The sequence below is a fragment of the Pararhizobium capsulatum DSM 1112 genome, from assembly GCF_030814475.1.
GTDB lineage: Bacteria > Pseudomonadota > Alphaproteobacteria > Rhizobiales > Rhizobiaceae > Pararhizobium > Pararhizobium capsulatum.
Window position 1 is genome coordinate 317642 of the sequence record NZ_JAUSVF010000001.1, and the last position, 17346, is coordinate 334987.

Consider the following 17346-nt stretch of genomic DNA (forward strand, 5'->3'; position numbering starts at 1 on the left):
CTCCCCTCTACGCCAAGGGCGATCGGAAGGAATCTGGCCTGAAGGCAATATCATTTCACCATAGGGCGGAAAGGCGCGCCACACGCACCTGATTGATTGACCCCAGCGATCGATGACATGGGACCTTGAGTCTAATCTAGGGAAAATTGACGAAAAAATCGTTACTGAAAGCGCCTGTGAAAGCATTGTCGGATGTGATTCGATGACCGCTAAACAGGCGATGTTCCGAAACCTCGGTTCCAATTTTTTCGCGCAGGCACCAATCCCATTCTCTCCGCTACTACCTGTGCTGCCAAGGTTTCTTCTCGCAGCTTTCTTCCAGGGCAAAAGCGGGTTTTTGATCCTTCGAAAGGGCCGTCCAAAGACTTGGCCGAAACCTGTGGTTTCCATTGCAGATGCCCGCTGCACTGCTTGTCTCATGCATCGGCAGTCCTGTACTCGTCACGCTCTCGTCCGCACCTCGAAGGGTTCACATGATCGATCGTACCAGCGTCTATTCAATGCCCGGAACATGCTTTGTCGATCTGACGCCCGCAACGGGCGGTGAGCGATATCGTATATTTCTTTCTATTCCCGAAGGGCCAGCGCCGGCCGGGGGATGGCCGCTTCTCGTTCTGACGGATGGCAACGCCACTTTCCCCTTCGCCGTCGCCAGCCTCACCACGCAGGCACCTTACCCAACGGGAACGAATGTCGACTGGGGAGTGATCGCGGCGATCGGTTATCCCTGCGATGAGGCCTATGATCCGCTCCGGCGTTCCTGGGATCTGGGACCTCCGCCCGGCAAGTCCTATCCGCCGTTCACCGAGGGCGGTCCTCCGGTTGTCACGGGAGGGTCCGGCCAGCTGCTGGGCTTTATCGAGGATACGCTTTTGCCGTGGATCGCAGAGAAGGTGGCTCTGGACAGGGGGCGAAGAACACTTTTCGGACACTCCTTCGGGGGACTTTTTACCCTCTATGCGCTGTTTGAACGTCCAGGCCTGTTTGCCAATTGGGTTGCGGCCAGCCCCTCCATCTACTGGGAGGACAGCGAAATCCTCAAAAAAGAAACTCAACGTCGAGACGCACCCGGCAATGCACCCTTTTTGCATCTGTCAGCCGGCGAATATGAGGGTGATGAACTCGCACCGTTCCAGCGCCAGAGTGAGGACGCTACCGCTCGCCTTGAGAAGAGAAAGCTGACGCAAACCGTCTCGCTCGCGAGAGAAATGGCGCAGCGCCTGGATGGCACCGTCGATGGATTGCGCACCCAGTTCGAGCTCTATGCCGGGGAGACCCACATGTCTGTTCTTGCTGCCGCGGTAAACCGCGCAATCGCTATTTCGTTCGCCGTTAACGGTGCAGAAGACGGCATCGTTAAAGGAAGCCCTTGAGAACAATCGATATCCGGCCCGGTCCGGCCTCAGTGAAGACCCGTTATCATCGAGACGATCTCATTCTTGTCGGTTTCCGACGTCTTGCGGACGCCGATCTGCTTGCCGCGCCGCAGCACGCAGATGCGGTCGGCAAGCTTGAAGACCTGATCGAGACTGTGGCTGATGATCAGGACGCCGATATCGCGGGTTTTCAGGGATTGCACGATGGTTTCGACCTTCGCTGTCTCCGCCACGCCCAGTGCGGCCGTAGGTTCGTCCAGGAGGATCAGCTTGCTCGCCCAATGGGTTGCACGCGCAATCGCCACACCTTGACGCTGACCACCCGACAGATCACGGATCGTCGAATGGGCGGACGGAATGCGCACATCGAGATCCGTCACCAGCTTCTCGGTTTCGGCGATCATGCGGCGCCGGTCCAGAAGGCCAAATCGGTTTACCGGCTCACGACCCAGGAACATGTTCATGTAGACCGGCTGCTGGTCGGCGAGTGCAAGGTCTTGGTAGACGACCTCGATACCGTGGGCACGCGCCATCGTGGCGTTTGCCATGGAAACGGTTTGGCCTTCGATCGCCACCGAACCTGCTGTCGGCGCATAGACCCCCGAGATGATCTTGATAAGCGTGGATTTTCCGGCGCCGTTGTCGCCAACCAGTGCCACGATTTCGCCGGGATGGACATCGAGCGAGAAATTCTCGATCGCGGTGATCGCGTCGAAAGTCTTGCGAATACCCTTCAGGGACAGAACCGGCTCAGATGGAGTCATTGTCATCGTCTTGTCTCCTCAAACCGGCCAAGCCGCGGCTTCGCCGAAGCTGTTTTCGATTGTTTCGACCTTCGGCGCACCGCGGGAAATTCCCGACACGCCAACGACGTAAGCGCGGGTCACGAAAGCCTGGCCGCGAAAGCCGAAGACAGCCGTGTCTCCAGGTCTCGGAGACTGCGGTCCGCTGGCGTCAATCATCGCGTAATAATCGATGGCCGAGGGTGGTGGCACCTCGACACGTCTCAATGCGGAGGCAGCGGTGGAGGGTTCGCTCCCCACAAGCGCCTTGACGTCATAGTCCGGGAAGATGGGATCGATATAGAAGCCACCGCCGAAGCAGTAAGCCTTCCCGCCGTGCAGGTGCGAAACCTCGGTGAGATAGAGAACAGCAGGCAGCTCCGGAAGATCCTCTACCGCATGCAGCGCGGTTGTGCCGTGCAACCCGTTGCCCGGCTCACATTGCGTGGCTCCAGCCTCGGCAAGAGCCTGCAGCAGAACCGATGAGGTAGTCCCCGGCGCATTGACCTCGATATCGGCCCGGCCGGCATGCATCAATGCATCACGCGCGCGGGTCAGGGTATCGAGATTGGCGGTTGGCAGGACCTTGCGCTTGCCATGGTCGAAAAGAAGCGCCGGGAAGGTGGTGATGCCGGCAAAGCAACCTCCTTCAATGGCATCCAGTTGCTCGGCGACAGCCACGATGTCTTCTGCAGGAAAGCCGCCTTCGTGCCCCCGGTAAAATGTATCTCCTTCTGCGCAAATCCTCGCGAGCAGCTTCTGCATGTAGCCGGACCGTTTTGCACCGGCAGCGGCCTCCCTTGCCTTCGCATCGTTGAAGACAGTCCAGTAGTCGGGTCGAAAACGATTGGCCGCGGCATCCGCCTCATGGCGCGCCACCTGCTGGAGGTGCCCGAGATGGCCGATCGTCAGGCCAGCCTTGCTCGCAGCCCGCGCACAGGCCATGTCGACGGCGACTGCACGGTCGATCCCGCCGCGCTTGACGGCATCGCAGAATGAACTCGCCCGCCCTACCTGTTTGGTCATGGCGAAGATCTTCAGTCCATGCTTGTCGGCTTCCGATTGTAGAATCCGGGCATTGGCTTCGACGGCATCGAGATCAAGCACATAGGCGTTTGCGGGGATCAGCCCCTTCTGGTGAAGCGCCATTGCGCTTTCAATGAACGCCGGATTGCGGCGGCGAAGAACGTCGAGAAACATGGCAACCTCCCTTAGCGTGCTTTTTCGCGCAGCGAGACGGCGACTGCAGCGAGAATGATGAGACCACGAACGATCATCTGGTCGGATACGGAAAGACCCATCAGGATCAGCCCATTGTTGAGCATGCCCATCATCAATGAGCCGACGAGCGCACCGATGACCGAACCCTTTCCTCCATTGAGCAGCGTGCCACCGACGATGACGGCGGCGATGACCGTCATCAGGTCGCTTTCGCCCAGCGTATACTTCGCAGCCTGAAGGCGACCGGCATAGAGCAGTCCGGCCAGCGCGGCGACCCCGCCACTGATCATCATGACGGCAACGCGGATACGCGCAACGCTGATGCCCGAAACGCTTGCCGCGCGGCTGTTATCGCCAGTGGCAAGAACATGGGCTCCAAATCGCGTCTCACGATAGATGATATGACCGATCGCCACCGCAAGAACGGTCCACCAGACGAGCGAGGGGATGCCAAGGATCGAGCCTGAGCCGAAAAAGCCGGTAAAGGTCGAGTTTGTGACCGGGATCGAGCGCAGATCGGTCAACGACCGCGCGACACCGGCAAAGAGGCCCATCGTCGCAAGCGTCACCAAAAATGATGGCAAGCGCACATAGGCGACTAGCAGGCCATTGATCAGGCCGATGAGCAGACCGCAACCCAGGCCGATGACAATGCCGGCGGCAATACCATAGGTCTCCATCGCAACGGCTGCGGCAAGTGCGGCCACGGCAACGGTGGAGCCGAAAGACAGGTCGATCTCGCCGGCAGAGAGCACGAAGACAAGGCCAATAGCCATGATCGTCGCCGGCGCCGTCTGAAGCATGATATTGGTGAGGTTGCGCACCGTCAGAAAGCCGCTGTCTTTCAGCACGAGAGCGAAGAACAGGAAGATGGCCAGGAAGCCGAGATAGACGACATATTGCTGGAAGTTGATGCGGCGGGAAAGGCGCGCGAAAGGGGTAACGGCGGCAGGTGCGACACCGTTCGAAGACTGTGGCATGGAGTAATCCTCCGTAAACCGGCGGGAGAGGCGAAAGGGCGATGATCCGCCCTTTCGCGCGGGTTTTACTTCAGCGCGTCGAGAATGGACTGCGGTGCATCGCGGTTTAGCGATTCCTTCCAGCCATCGGCCACATTGGCCTTGGTAACCGTCAGGGCAGGGGCGACAACGAAGGCAGGAGCGTCCTGGCCGAGCAATGATTTCAGCCCGGCAGCAGCCATGGCGCGACCAAGTTCATAGGCCTTGTCGGCGACAAGAGCGACCACCGCACCGCCCTTGACCATGTCAAGACCGACAGGCTCGGCGAGATCGAGTGTGACGATCTTGGTCTTGGTGTTGCCGGCGGCGCGCAAGGCGGCGAGCACCCCGTCTGCCGGCTCAGCCCAGGTCACATAGATGCCGTCGAGATCAGGATTCTGCAGCAGCATCGCGGAGGCCAGTTCCTCGGCGCGCGCCGGATCGGTGATACCCTGCTGGGCGACGATCTTGATGTCGGGATAGTCCTTCTCGATGGTGGTCTTGAAGGCATTGTCGCGCTGGTTTGTCACGTAATAGGTGGCATCGTGGAAAATCCAGCCTACCTTGCCTTTGCCGCCAATTGACTTGGCCAATGCATCGGCCGCCTGCTTGCCCATCTGGAAGAGATCGTCGGTGACGATCGCCGCATAATCGGTGCCGTGCTTGTAGCCGGACGGGACATTGGACAGGAAGACGAGCTTGGTGCCATCGGTGACCGCTTGGCGGAAAGCTTCCGCGGAGGTGACCGGATCGAGCGGCAGGGCGAGGATGACGTTCGGCTTGGCGGCGAGCGCGGTTTCGATATCGCTGCGCTGGCGCGCGGCATCAAAACCGGCATCGGTGGTTACGACCACCTCAACCCCAGCGCGCGCGAACTCGTCCTTGGCGCCGGCAGTCACGGCGTTGACGAAATCCGAAGACGTATGCCAGAGCAACGCGGCCTTATAGCCCTTGTCCTTCAGTGCGGCCAGATCGGCATCGGTCAACGCGACGACTGCGCTCGGCGTGGCCGCTTCGCCTGCAGGGCCGACTGTCTGCGCGACAGCGGGTGCAGTCGCTAGCAGCAGTCCGGCAAGAATGGTGGCATTCAGCAGTTTCCTCATAAGCATTTTCGTTCCCTCTTTTCTATGGTTGAAGTGCTTAGTCCGTCACCCCGCAATAGCGGGTCATAAAGGTCGCGAAGGCGACGATGCCGGCGAGATATTCCTCGGTCTCGACGCGTTCCTCGAATGTGTGGCAATTGCGGATGTCGCCCGGTGCGCAGTAGACGGCGGGAATTCCCAAGCGATTAATGAAGAAGGGCGTTTCCGACCAGAACGGAGCGCCCTCAATGATACCCCGTCCCTGCATGGCACCGGAGACCGCTTCCGACAGCATGGTCACCTCCGGCAGATCCGTTGCAATTTCGGCTGCCGTCCCGCCAAGCGCATGGTCACGACCGGCAGGATAACTGATTTCCACACCGATCTCGGGATCGGCTATTGCGCCACGAATGACGGTTTCCAATTCGCTCGCCGCAGTGTCCAGAGATTCTCCCGGCAACAATTTGCGAATCAGCGACAATTTGCATTCTTCCGGTACGGCGATAAATCCGCCGCCCTGCAGCCCGGTGATCAAAAGGAAGCTGCGACCGATCAGGTCGTGGGAGGCGCGGGTAGAAACGTCCTCCGAATGCCGCCACAAGGCCGACATGACGGCATGGCTCGCCTTCAGCGCATCCCTGCCGAGTTCCGGCACGCCGAAATAAGCCGATTTTCCCGTGATCGTTATATCGGCGATAAAGAAACCGATCTGGGCTGGATAAACAGAAAGGCGCGTTGGCTCGACATAGACGACGAAATCGGGCCTTTCGATTTCACCCGTCTCGATCCGACCGACATAGTCCTTGATGCCCGCCGAAATACCGGTACCGGGCTCGCCGCTCTCCTCGTCACCGACAAAAGCAAAGGCAACATCGCCGCCCAATGTGACACCAGCGCGATCAAGGAGCGAGAGCGCTGCGAGCGCCGTGCAGATCCCGGCCTTGAGGTCACCGGCCCCGCGACCCCAGATCTGCCCATCGATGATCGGCCCCGAAAATGGATCTTCGCGCTCCGTGCCGGCCCAATGCTCCCGCCAGCCCTCGACATGCACGGTATCGGTATGGCCGATGAACAGCAGCCGCTTGCCGGCTGACTTGCCCTTGCGCTCGCCCCAGATATTTGGCCGTCCCGGCAAAAAATCGGCCTTCTGGACCGCATCAATGCCGCGTAACCGCATCTGCTCTTCCAGATAGGCGACGAAATTGGCTTCATTGCCGGTTACGCTGTTGCGGCCGATGGCCCCGCGCAGAAGATCGATCGCCACCTCCCGATCCAGAGCCTGAAGAAACCGCTCCTGAAGACCATCGGCACGATCCGTCATTGTGCAGCCTCCCGCTTCACGACGACTGCGGCCGGCGGCAATGAGATTCTTCCCTCGGGCGCATCAGCCCCGAACAACGTATTGTGCAGATGGCTGAGGCCGATTGCCGCCGCACCGATAAGGGCGGCGCGGGCACCGAGCTGGCTTGCCTCGACATCAACGGGGTAGGGGAAACATTTCGGCAGGAAGGTCCGGACACGATCGAGGATTTCCGGCCTCAAGCCAATGGAGCCGCCCAGAATGACCTTCTGCGGATTGGCCACGGCTGCAATCGCGCCGATGCCGCGGGCAAGATAGCGCCCGGTATCATCCAGTACCTTGATCGCGGTCATGTCACCGGCGGTCGCCCGATTGAATATCGCGGGAACAGACAGTGTTTCGCCCGAGGCCGCCCTGAAGCGCTCTATAATCCCCCCCGAGGCGACGGCACGTTCAAATGCGCCTGAACGAAGCGACTCCGCCTCAAACGGATCCGCACCGAAGGGCATGAAGCCGAGTTCACCAGCCGCATGGCTTGCACCACGCACAAGATGACCGCCGACCATGAGACCACCGCCAATACCCGTGCCGACTGCGATATAGGCAAGATTGTCGACACCTTGTCCCTGGCCGAGCCAGTTTTCGCCGAGCACGGCGAGGTTGACGTCATTTTCGAGCATGACATCACATCCGAAGCCCACCTCGAAGGCTGCCGCGACATTCATCGCGTCGAAGCCTGAAATATTGGGAGCAAGCAGAATGCGCCCCGTTACATCATCCGGTGCCCCGGGAGCCCCGATGACGGCGAGGCGAATGCGCTCGCGCGATATCCCCTGACTTTCAGCAGAGCGGAAACACATTTCGACGATTTGATCGATCACCGGCTGGCCGCCGCGAGCATTGGTCGGCGCCACCTCTTCCGCAACGATCTGACAGGTAAGATCGGCGATTGCCACCCTGACCTTGGTACCACCGAGATCGACGGCGGCAATATAGGCCGCATCCGGTACGAGTTCATAAGTGACGGCGGTGCGTCCGACATGGCCGCTGGTGCGTCCGGTTTCGCGTACCCAACCCTCGATCTCGAGCTGGCGGACGATCTCGGAAATTGTCTGTTTCGAAAGACCCGTCTGCTTGGAAATCGATGCGCGCGAAATCGGCCCGCCATGCACGATGGCCTCCATGACGGCGCGTTGGGAAAATTTGCGCGATATCCGCAGGGTTTCGCTCACGACCACCTCATTTAATTCGTTCAGTTACCGAACTAACTAGATTGCCAAATTTTTGTCAAGCTGCCGCGATCGAAAATTCTCGCGCGGTCTTTGATCAGAGAGTCATGGAGAGGAATTAGCTGGGCCCGGCTTCTTAGCCGGGCGGCGCATCAGCGCAAAGGACAATGCTCGCTAAAGAAGTTGAGGTTCCAAGCCTGCAGATTCATCAGTGTCATTCGGTAAACCTAGCGTTGCGAGCAATACCTCGACGGCGGCTGCCGTATCGAGGAGCCTCCGATCCCCGCCGTTTGCCCCCATGAGCATGATGCCCGCGGGTAGACTTGTGGTTCGCAACGGCAGAGTGATCGCAGAAAGGTCGAACTGGTTGGCAACCTGCGTGTTGCGCAAAAGCAGATCCTCGACCCGCCTATATTCGAATTCGTCAGTTTCCACTGTCGCGATCGGTACTGCGGATATGGGGGTCGCGGGTAAAAGAATGGAGTCAAAGCCAGCGATCCGTTCATCCATACGTTGGGCAAGAACGACGCGCGTGTCAAGAATAGCCTCAAGATCAGCCGTGTTGACTTGCGCCCGCCGCCGCAAGGTAGATGTTACGCGCTCATCAACCAGGGGATTTTCATCATTCAGCCAGCCAGCATGAACACGGCTTGCCTCTATGCCTGCGATCGAGCCGATCTGTGTTGCCTGGCGAAACTCCTCGAGAAGATCGTCAATCATCACGTCGACGATCTCGCAGTCAGCTTTGCGCAATCGGCCTACAACCTGGTCAAAAGCTGCTAGGATATCGGTCTGCGTATCCTGGAAAAGTCGCCCGCGGGGAATACCGACCTTCAGCTCAGAGAGCGGCACGGTCTGTAGCGGCGAGGGAACTTCACCGGCCATGATGGCATCGGCAAGCGCGCAGTCAGCAACCGTACCCGCAAGCGGCCCGATGGAATCAAGGCTCGGCGCAAGTGGAAACGCGCCGACCAGCGGCACCCTCCGCGCAGTTGGTTTGAACCCGACAATACCATTCAAAGCCGCCGGAATACGTACGGACCCTCCGGTATCGGATCCGATGGCAATGTCGCAGGTGCCTTCCGCCGCAGAAACGGCTGCGCCAGAGGAGGAGCCACCAGGAATGAGCGCTGCGTCAAATGCGTTTCCCGGCACAGGATAATGCAGGTTGAGACCGACTGCAGTGAAAGCGAATTCCGTCATGTGAGTCTTGCCAAGGATGATCGCCCCGGCATCCCGAAGCCGGCGAACGATTACGGCATCTTCGGTGGCCGCAGCTTCCTGACGGCGAATGACCGAGCCGGCCAGGGTCGGTTCGCCAGCAATATCGAACAGGTCCTTGATCGAGATGATCTTGCCATCCATCGGGCCGAGACTCTTTCCGGCTGCGAACCTCGCATCTGCCGCACCGGCTTCCGCACGGGCCGAATGAGGGTAGAGCGTGACATAAGTCCGCTCCTGATCCCGACGCGCATCAAGACGCGTCAGAATATCTTCGAGGCGGTTGCGAATAGGACCTTGCTGCTTGATCATGCCAACCCGATTTCAGTTAAGAGACGAAAAATTCTTAGCAGGTCGATTGACCAAAACCAGCTATCGATTCTCATGGGCTCAAGGCGATTTGTCCCGTTGGATATAGGCTGGACACTCGCAAAATCTCGGCGCACTTGCGCAAGACTGCCGCTCACGCCATGAGTAGCGCCATGACGCAGAAGATGCAGAACATTGCCGTGATCGGCGCAGGCCCGGCCGGCCTGATGGCGGCAGAAATGCTGTCGCATGCCGGCCATCATGTGACAGCCTACGAAGCGATGCCGTCGGTGGCGCGCAAATTTCTGCTTGCCGGAAAATCGGGGCTGAACATCACGCATTCCGAACCGTTCGAACAATTTGCAAACCGCTTCGGCCCTGCGAACGCCGCCCTGCGCCCTGCGCTTGATGGCTTCACGCCGGAGCAGGTGCAGACATGGGCTCATTCGCTTGGGACAGAGACATTTGTAGGCACCTCCGGCCGCGTTTTTCCAAAGGTAATGAAGGCGTCTCCCCTGCTCCGATCCTGGCTGAAGCGGTTGGAACAGCAGGGTGTAGCGATCCTGACACGGCACCGCTGGATCGGCTTCACGCCCACGGGTGAACTGCGCCTTGAAACGCCCGATGGAGAGACGTCGGTCGCCTGCGAAGCAACCCTTCTCTCCCTCGGTGGTGCAAGCTGGCCACGGCTGGGGTCGGATGCGGCCTGGGTGCCGGAGCTTGGACGCCTCGGCGTTGAGATCGCTCCTTTTCGTGCTGCCAATTGCGGCTTCGATGTGGACTGGAGCGACATTTTTCGCGACCGTTTCGCAGGCGCGCCGCTGAAATCCGTAACAGCCACATCCGATGCCGGCACGTTTCCCGGCGAATTCGTCGTGACCCGAACAGGGATTGAGGGCAGCCTGGTCTATGCCCACGCCGCAGCCTTGCGCGACCGGCTGGAGAGCGGACATGAAACATTGCTGACAGTCGATCTTGCCCCTGGTCGCCCGATCGAAAAACTGGCAAGAGACCTTGCGAAGCAGGGCGGCAAGGCGAGCTTGTCCAGCCGTCTGCGCAAAGGAGCTGGAATAGAGGGGGTAAAGGCCGGACTTGTCAGAGAATTGGCCGGCAGCGGCGATGCAGCACAATTGGCAGAGGTCATCAAGGCGCTCCCAATTCGCATCGTGAGACCCCGCCCGATCGCCGAGGCGATTTCGTCGGCTGGCGGCATCCTCCTCACCGAGATCGATGAAAATTACATGTTGAAGCGATTGCCCAAAATCTTCGTGGCCGGAGAAATGCTGGACTGGGAAGCGCCGACGGGCGGATACCTGCTGACAGCCTGTTTCGCCATGGGCAAGGCGGCAGCTGAAGGCATAAGCCGCTTTCTCGCTCAAAAGTAAGTTGGCCGTGACCTTATAGAACGATGCGAGCTTCCACCCCGTCACTCGCTCCGCTTGCCGGGGAACGAAGTTCGAAAGTGCCGTTCATCTGAGCGATGAGCTTGGTGACGATGGAAAGGCCGAGGCCAGACCCAACCGCCGTTGTTTTGCCCCGAGCGAAGCGGGCCGTCAGACCCGAAAGGACGTGGGCATCAATGACCGGACCGCCATTGGAAATGGAGATTGCCCCGTCTCTGTTTATACGAACGCGCACCGGCTGTTTGATATCGCCATGGATAAGCGCATTTTCGAGAAGATTGCGCATCACGATCGCAAAGGCATCGCCATTGATCGGTCGAACAAGCGTTGCCCCCTCGGCGATCTCCAACTCTATCGCGCCTTGAATCGTGGCAAGCCGCCTCGTCTCGTCGATAACTGCACGAAGAATGGGAAGCATGTCTTCCGGCGTGTCGATGACGGCAATACCAGCCTCGGCACGCGAGAGCTGCAGGAGCTTTTCGGCAAGCCGGCCGAGATTGCCGAGCGAGCGGGCGATTTGCCCTGCCCGGACTTTCTGCGGCCCATTGTCCAGCTCCTGGATAAGACGTTGGGTCTGCGCCAGGGCACCAGCGATGGGCGTACGAAGCTCATGGGCGCTGTTGGCCGTAAACTCCCGCTCCGCTTCCAAAGCGATCGTCAATCGCTCGAGAAGGAGGTTTACCGACCGGGCAATCGGTTGAAGTTCGACCGGCAGGCGGTTGTCGTCAATCGGCGCCATATTGCCGCCGTCCTTGCTGGCAATCTGGGCACGCAGGTTCTCGACAGGCTTCAGGATCCGACGAACAATCAGGCGGATAGCAAAAATGCTGCAGGGTATCAGCACCAGCAGAGGCAGAAGCAAGGTACTTCCACCCTCAACGGCCGCTTCCCGCCGAAACGATAGCGGATCAGCCACCTGGACGAAGATCTTGTTGTCAGGAGAAACGGCGGTGTAAATACGATACGCCGGCGTATCATGGTAGCCACGCTTAAGCGGTGCTTCGAGCAGTTGACCACTCAGGGCGTGCGAACGCAGCAGCACCGCACCGGTCCCGTCGCGAACCTGATAGGTCAGGTAAGCTTCTTCCGGCAAGGTATCCGACTCGATTCGGCCCGGACCATCGCCGTCATCCTTGCGGGCCAGGTCATCAAGCACCAGCGGTAACAAGCGCTCAGCAGTCTCTTGCAGGACGCTATCGAAGATTTCGCTGAATTCGTCGAGCATGACCATGATGCCAAGACTTGCCGCAACCAGCCAGAAGGCCGTAACAGTGCTCGTCAAGGCGATGATCAGTCGTCGGCTCATACTTGCCGCGGCAGGCCTTTTCGTCATGCCTTCGCTTCCAGGCTATAGCCGAGCCCGCGCACGGTGCCGATGCGTTCCTTGCCAATCTTCTTGCGAAGCCGGCTCACATAGACCTCCACGGTGTTGCTTTCGATCTCGGAACCGAAGGCATAGAGCGCTTCCTCGATCTGTACTTTCGAGACAATTGCACCCGGTCGCTCAAGCAATCTTTCAAGCACGGCCCATTCGCGGCCACTGAGCGAAACTGCATCGCCATCAACGGTCAGATGACGGTTGGCCTGATCCACGGTGATCCCCGGCAAACGAACGACGGAGGCGGGTTTGCCCTGATATCGCCGCGCTACGGCATGGATGCGCGCCGAAAGCTCGTCGAGATCGAAGGGTTTTACCAGATAGTCGTCAGCGCCGCTGTTAAGCCCCTCGATCCGGTCGCTGATCTGATCGTGCGCCGTCAGGATAATCACCGGCGTCGCATCCTCCCGGCCGCGAAGCTGTTTCAACAACCTCAGGCCGGAGCCATCTGGCAGACGCAGATCCAGGAGGATGAGCCCATACGCCGTAACACGCGCAGTCGCCTGTGCATCCGCGATCGTACCGAACCAATCAACAGCGTGCCCAGCCGCGATCACATGGTCGCGGACGGCCTCGCCCAGGATTTCATCGTCTTCCACCAAAAGAATTCGCACGCGCCGCGTTCTTTCTTCCATCTCGCCCGTCGCAAACTACCGCAAACATAGAGCAAAATGAAAGCTTGCAAAGCCATGACACTTCAGGACATCGGCGCCAGTCGACAGGAAGCAAGCACATCCAGCGATGCATCGTAAATCGAAGTTTCGACGTTCATCATGCCAAGCACGCTCTGGAACAGGTTGTCATGCGAGCGCGGTTGATCGAGCGTCTTCTCAACACACGATCTTTCAACGCCCGTGGTTGCCGCGAAATCGTTGTCGAACCATAGGACGAACGGGATATGCGTCTGTTCCTTGGGAGCGATGAAATAGGGCATGCCGTGCAGGTAAACGCTGTTTTCGCCTAGCGATTCTCCATGATCGGACATGTAGAGCATAGACGCTGCAATCTTGTCGCCGTGGCATTTTAGCCGATCGATAATGCCAGCCAGAATATGATCGGTGTAAAGGATCGTATTGTCGTAGGCGTTGATAATTTCCTGCTGCGTGCAGGCCGTGAATTCCACCGAACGGCAATCGGGCTGGAATCGACGAAACTCATCCGGGTAGCGAAGACTGTATGCGGGGCCGTGGCTTCCGAGCTGGTGCAGCACGAGAACACTGTCGCCCTTGATCGTGTCAAGCCAGGCGTCCACCCGGTCGAGGAAAATGCCGTCCTGGCATTCACCATCCTTGCAAAACCGGGGGTCTTTGATCGCTGGCAGGTTCACGAAAGCGATCCTGTCGGCAACACCCTTGCTGCCGGTATTGTTGTCCCACCAGGCAATATTGATGCCTGCATGAGAAAGGACGTCAGGCAGTGTTTCGGTCGAAAGACCCTTGAGGTGCGTATATTTCTTGCGGGTATAGACGGAAAACATGCAAGGCAGGGACACGGCCGTTGCCGTGCCGCAACTCGTCGTATCCGGGAAATAGAGCACCTTCTGTGCCTTGAGTTCCGGATTGGTTTCGCGACTATATCCGCCAAGCGAGAAATCCGCAGAGCGTGCGGCTTCGCCGGCCACGATGATGGTAACCCGCGGCTTTTGCGATGGGATGCCGACGCTCACGCGTTTCGCGTCCGAACCGAGGGGCTCCACCAGAAGATGCCGCTCGCCGCCACGATCGATCGTGTAGTGGACAGCACTTGCCAAAGGCACGAAGGGATTGATGACCCGGGCGAGATCCTTGTGGGTCCGCACGGTGGACGCGAAAACGCGCGCCTGGCTCATCGCCGATATGGCAAATGCCAGCAGGCAGGGCAGGATGATGGCCAGGTTCCAGGCAACCTTCGACCAGAACGAACGATGGAGGATCTCGGTCCACGCAAGAAGAATGCACGGAAACACTGCCGTCAGCACAATATGCAGGAAAAGCCCCGGCGTCAGGACACGGCCCGATTCCGGCCCCGTGGTTTCCAGGACGTTCCGAATCATCTCGGTATCGACGATCACGCCATAGTTGTCGGTGAACCACGCCGCGAGGGAAGCCGTCAGGATCAGCAGCATGAAGACCGGCTTTGTCACGTATTTTACTGAAACTGCAGTCAAAACAGCGGTGAAGAGAGCAAGCAAGCCGATGGCAAGTGCGCTGAGGGTTACGATATTTCCAGCAAGATAGGTGTCGGCACGAACCCAGAACGTCCGGTTGAGAACAACCAGCAAGAACAGCGCGACAAGGAAGCTCAGCGTGGCGCTGCCGATGCGCGGTCGGTTGTTTGCAAGGAAAGCGAAGAAGGGCAAGAGACGAAATCCTGGGCCAGTTTGACTGGCTCCACATCTCGTCTCCTATCCTGACAACAACCTGAATATGGCTGCCAGACGTCGTCAGAGAAGTTTGCGATCCGCCAGATTGTGCATCAGTTGCCCGACACCGAAGGTCCAGGGGGCGCACTCGGTGGAAAGTCGGACGCGATTGGTAAGCGCACCAAGGTCCGGATTGGAGATCGTCACGATATCTCCGACCTTATGGGTGAAGCCCTGGCCGGGGATATCGCGATCCTCCACCGGGGCAAACAATGTGCCCATGAAGAGTGCGAGCCCATCCGGGTATTGGTGATGTCGGCCGATCGTCTGCGCAACGAGATCGAGCGGATCGCGGCTGATCTCCTTCATGGAACTGCGGCCGACAAGCACATAGCCGTCTTCACCCTTCACATGCAGGTCCAGGTCCGCGTTGCGAACCGTGTCCAACGAATAGCTCGCATCGAAAAGCCGAATGAAGGGACCGATCGCGCAGGAAGCGTTGTTGTCCTTAGCTTTACCAAGCAGGAGCGCTGAACGCCCTTCCACATCGCGCAAGTTGACGTCATTGCCGAGCGTGGCGCCCTTTACGCGCCCGTTGCTATCGACAACAAGCACAATCTCAGGCTCGGGATTGTTCCATTTCGAAATTGGATGCAGACCGACATCGGCGCCGTGTCCGACGGAGGAGAGGATCTGCGCTTTGGAAAAAACCTCGGCATCCGGGCCGATGCCAACCTCCAGATATTGTGACCAGACACCTTCTTCTATCAAGGCTGCCTTGACCTCTGCCGCCTGCGGCGAACCGGCTTTCAGATTGCGCAGGCTGTCGCCGATAATGGAAACGACCTTTTCACGGATTTTGACGGCAAGATCGGGATTGCCAGCGGCTCGCTCCTCGATGACGCGCTCTATCATCGAGCGTGCGAAGGTGACGCCGCAGGCTTTCACAGCCTGGAGATCGATAGGGGCCAGAAGGTGCGGTGTTTTAGCATCTCCAGCCGCCGTCAAAGACGCAGTCAGCATATCCTCGACCGTACCCAAAGCATCACCCGAACGGGACGCCAGGATGCCGACAGGGTCATCGTGCTCCAGGAGATCGCGCATCGTCGCGATATTGCCACTGGTGATATCGGTGACCAAACCTTCCCTGACGACTACAACCGAAGGACCGGAGAATTCGGGGCGCCAAACGCGACCGACAAAGGTTCCCCTTTTGAAGACGTCCGTCTGTCCTGTCATGTCCCTGCGCTCCTGTTTGATGCCCGGCAAAGCGGGTGGTTCTATTTTTCTCCGGGAGATGAGCACGCACGAGGGTATCTGATCAAGCACCGGACATGCAAAAGCCGGCCGCAGGGTCGGGCCGGCTTTCACATGAATGGAGGAAGAAGCTCTGGCGAAGCGCGATGCTCCGGTAGCCAAGAGGATCGCAGCATGGCGTCCGGTTCGTTGTTTTGCGGGAACTCAACAAATCGGTAGCAGCGCACGAATCTTTCTCCCACCGCATTTTCCTTGGCAGAAAGTTGCGTTAAGAACGCGCCCGACATGACGTCGAGACATTTTGCAAACACGAGGAATTCCCCATGACAGTGCGCAACCTGTTCCTTCTGCCCGGCGACGGCATCGGCCCGGAAGCCATGGCGGAAGTTCGCAAGATCATCGCCTACATGAATGATGAAATGGCAACCGGTTTTACCATCGACGAAGGCCTCGTCGGCGGTTCGGCCTATGACGCCCACGGCGCAGCCATTTCCGACGCGGACATGGGAAAGGCTATGGCGGCCGATGCAGTGCTGTTCGGCGCAGTCGGCGGCCCGAAGTGGGATGATGTCCCTTACGAAGTACGCCCGGAAGCCGGCCTCCTGCGTCTGCGCAAGGATATGGAGCTCTTTGCAAACCTGCGCCCGGCGATCTGCTATCCGGCGCTTGCAGCCGCATCGTCGCTGAAGCCGGAGCTCGTCGAAGGCCTCGACATCCTGATCATCCGCGAACTGACCGGCGGCGTCTATTTCGGCGAGCCGAAAACGATCACCGATCTTGGCAACGGCCAGAAGCGCGCCATCGACACCCAGGTCTACGATACCTATGAAATCGAACGCATCTCCGGTGTCGCCTTCGAAATGGCCCGTACCCGCCAGAACCGCGTCTGCTCCATGGAAAAGCGCAACGTCATGAAGTCGGGCGTGCTCTGGAACCAGGTGGTAACCGCGACCCACAAGGACAAGTATTCCGACGTGCAGCTTGAGCACATGCTTGCCGATGCCGGCGGCATGCAGCTGGTTCGCCAGCCCAAGCAGTTCGACGTGATCGTCACCGACAACCTGTTCGGCGACATGCTGTCCGACGTTGCCGCCATGCTGACCGGTTCGCTCGGCATGCTGCCATCTGCTTCACTAGGTGCACCGGATGCCAAGACTGGCAAGCGCAAGGCCCTCTACGAGCCAGTCCACGGCTCGGCACCGGATATCACGGGCAAAGGCATCGCCAACCCGATCGCGATGATCGCTTCCTTCGCCATGTGCCTGCGCTATTCCTTCAACCTGGTGAAGGAAGCCGACAACCTCGAAAAGGCAATCGCCAACGTGCTCGATCAGGGTATCCGGACCGGCGATATCATGGCCGATGGCGCTCGCCAGGTCGGCACCGTCGAAATGGGCGACGCGATCCTTGCAGAATTCAAGGCGCTTTCCGTTTGATCCTGGGATGGCT

The 17346-nt window shown here is 59.0% G+C and carries 14 protein-coding genes; 3 read left to right on the forward strand and 11 right to left on the reverse strand.

Features of this window, described 5'->3' with window-relative positions; translation table 11 throughout:
• The first annotated feature begins 473 nt into the window (after positions 1 to 473).
• On the forward strand, positions 474 to 1373 hold the full coding sequence (locus QO002_RS01490) for an alpha/beta hydrolase (protein WP_307225987.1): 900 nt from the start codon (positions 474 to 476) through the stop codon (positions 1371 to 1373).
• A 29-nt stretch (positions 1374 to 1402) separates the two neighbouring features.
• Here the strand turns inward: QO002_RS01490 and QO002_RS01495 are convergent, their stop codons facing one another.
• The 7 genes from QO002_RS01495 to QO002_RS01525 all read right to left on the reverse strand — a co-directional run bounded on the left by QO002_RS01495 (position 1403) and on the right by QO002_RS01525 (position 9521).
• The gene (locus tag QO002_RS01495; RefSeq protein ID WP_370878529.1) at positions 1403 to 2140 is read right to left on the reverse strand and encodes an ATP-binding cassette domain-containing protein; all 738 of its coding nucleotides are present in this window, start codon (positions 2138 to 2140) and stop codon (positions 1403 to 1405) included.
• A gap of 18 nt (positions 2141 to 2158) precedes the next feature.
• On the reverse strand, positions 2159 to 3358 hold the full coding sequence (locus QO002_RS01500) for an alanine racemase (RefSeq protein WP_307225991.1): 1200 nt from the start codon (positions 3356 to 3358) through the stop codon (positions 2159 to 2161).
• Positions 3359 to 3369: 11 nt separating this feature from the next.
• On the reverse strand, positions 3370 to 4359 hold the full coding sequence (locus QO002_RS01505) for an ABC transporter permease (protein ID WP_307225993.1): 990 nt from the start codon (positions 4357 to 4359) through the stop codon (positions 3370 to 3372).
• Between the two features lie 65 nt (positions 4360 to 4424).
• Positions 4425 to 5486, reverse strand: a complete 1062-nt coding sequence (locus tag QO002_RS01510; protein WP_307225995.1) for a substrate-binding domain-containing protein — start codon at positions 5484 to 5486, stop codon at positions 4425 to 4427.
• Between the two features lie 31 nt (positions 5487 to 5517).
• The gene (locus tag QO002_RS01515; protein WP_307225997.1) at positions 5518 to 6780 is read right to left on the reverse strand and encodes a M20 family metallopeptidase; all 1263 of its coding nucleotides are present in this window, start codon (positions 6778 to 6780) and stop codon (positions 5518 to 5520) included.
• Complete coding sequence (locus QO002_RS01520) at positions 6777 to 7991, reverse strand: ROK family transcriptional regulator (RefSeq protein WP_307225999.1); 1215 nt, start codon at positions 7989 to 7991, stop codon at positions 6777 to 6779. Before QO002_RS01520 ends, QO002_RS01515 begins: the two co-directional genes overlap by 4 nt.
• A gap of 171 nt (positions 7992 to 8162) precedes the next feature.
• Positions 8163 to 9521, reverse strand: a complete 1359-nt coding sequence (locus QO002_RS01525; RefSeq protein WP_307226001.1) for an amidase — start codon at positions 9519 to 9521, stop codon at positions 8163 to 8165.
• A gap of 170 nt (positions 9522 to 9691) precedes the next feature.
• Between QO002_RS01525 and QO002_RS01530 the strand changes: the two genes are divergently transcribed.
• The gene (locus tag QO002_RS01530) at positions 9692 to 10903 is read left to right on the forward strand and encodes a TIGR03862 family flavoprotein (RefSeq protein WP_307226003.1); all 1212 of its coding nucleotides are present in this window, start codon (positions 9692 to 9694) and stop codon (positions 10901 to 10903) included.
• A gap of 13 nt (positions 10904 to 10916) precedes the next feature.
• Here the strand turns inward: QO002_RS01530 and QO002_RS01535 are convergent, their stop codons facing one another.
• The 4 genes from QO002_RS01535 to QO002_RS01550 all read right to left on the reverse strand — a co-directional run bounded on the left by QO002_RS01535 (position 10917) and on the right by QO002_RS01550 (position 15879).
• Complete coding sequence (locus QO002_RS01535) at positions 10917 to 12254, reverse strand: sensor histidine kinase (RefSeq protein WP_307226005.1); 1338 nt, start codon at positions 12252 to 12254, stop codon at positions 10917 to 10919.
• Positions 12251 to 12913: a response regulator gene (locus QO002_RS01540; RefSeq protein ID WP_307226006.1), complete on the reverse strand. Its 663-nt coding sequence runs from the start codon at positions 12911 to 12913 to the stop codon at positions 12251 to 12253. Before QO002_RS01540 ends, QO002_RS01535 begins: the two co-directional genes overlap by 4 nt.
• Positions 12914 to 12996: 83 nt before the next feature.
• Positions 12997 to 14637 (reverse strand): phosphoethanolamine transferase, encoded by a 1641-nt coding sequence (locus tag QO002_RS01545; RefSeq protein WP_307226008.1) that lies wholly within the window; start codon positions 14635 to 14637, stop codon positions 12997 to 12999.
• 84 nt (positions 14638 to 14721) lie between these two features.
• Complete coding sequence (locus QO002_RS01550; RefSeq protein ID WP_307226010.1) at positions 14722 to 15879, reverse strand: fumarylacetoacetate hydrolase family protein; 1158 nt, start codon at positions 15877 to 15879, stop codon at positions 14722 to 14724.
• Between the two features lie 341 nt (positions 15880 to 16220).
• Between QO002_RS01550 and leuB the strand changes: the two genes are divergently transcribed.
• The gene (gene leuB, locus QO002_RS01555; RefSeq protein WP_307226012.1) at positions 16221 to 17333 is read left to right on the forward strand and encodes a 3-isopropylmalate dehydrogenase; all 1113 of its coding nucleotides are present in this window, start codon (positions 16221 to 16223) and stop codon (positions 17331 to 17333) included.
• Positions 17334 to 17346 lie beyond the last annotated feature (13 nt).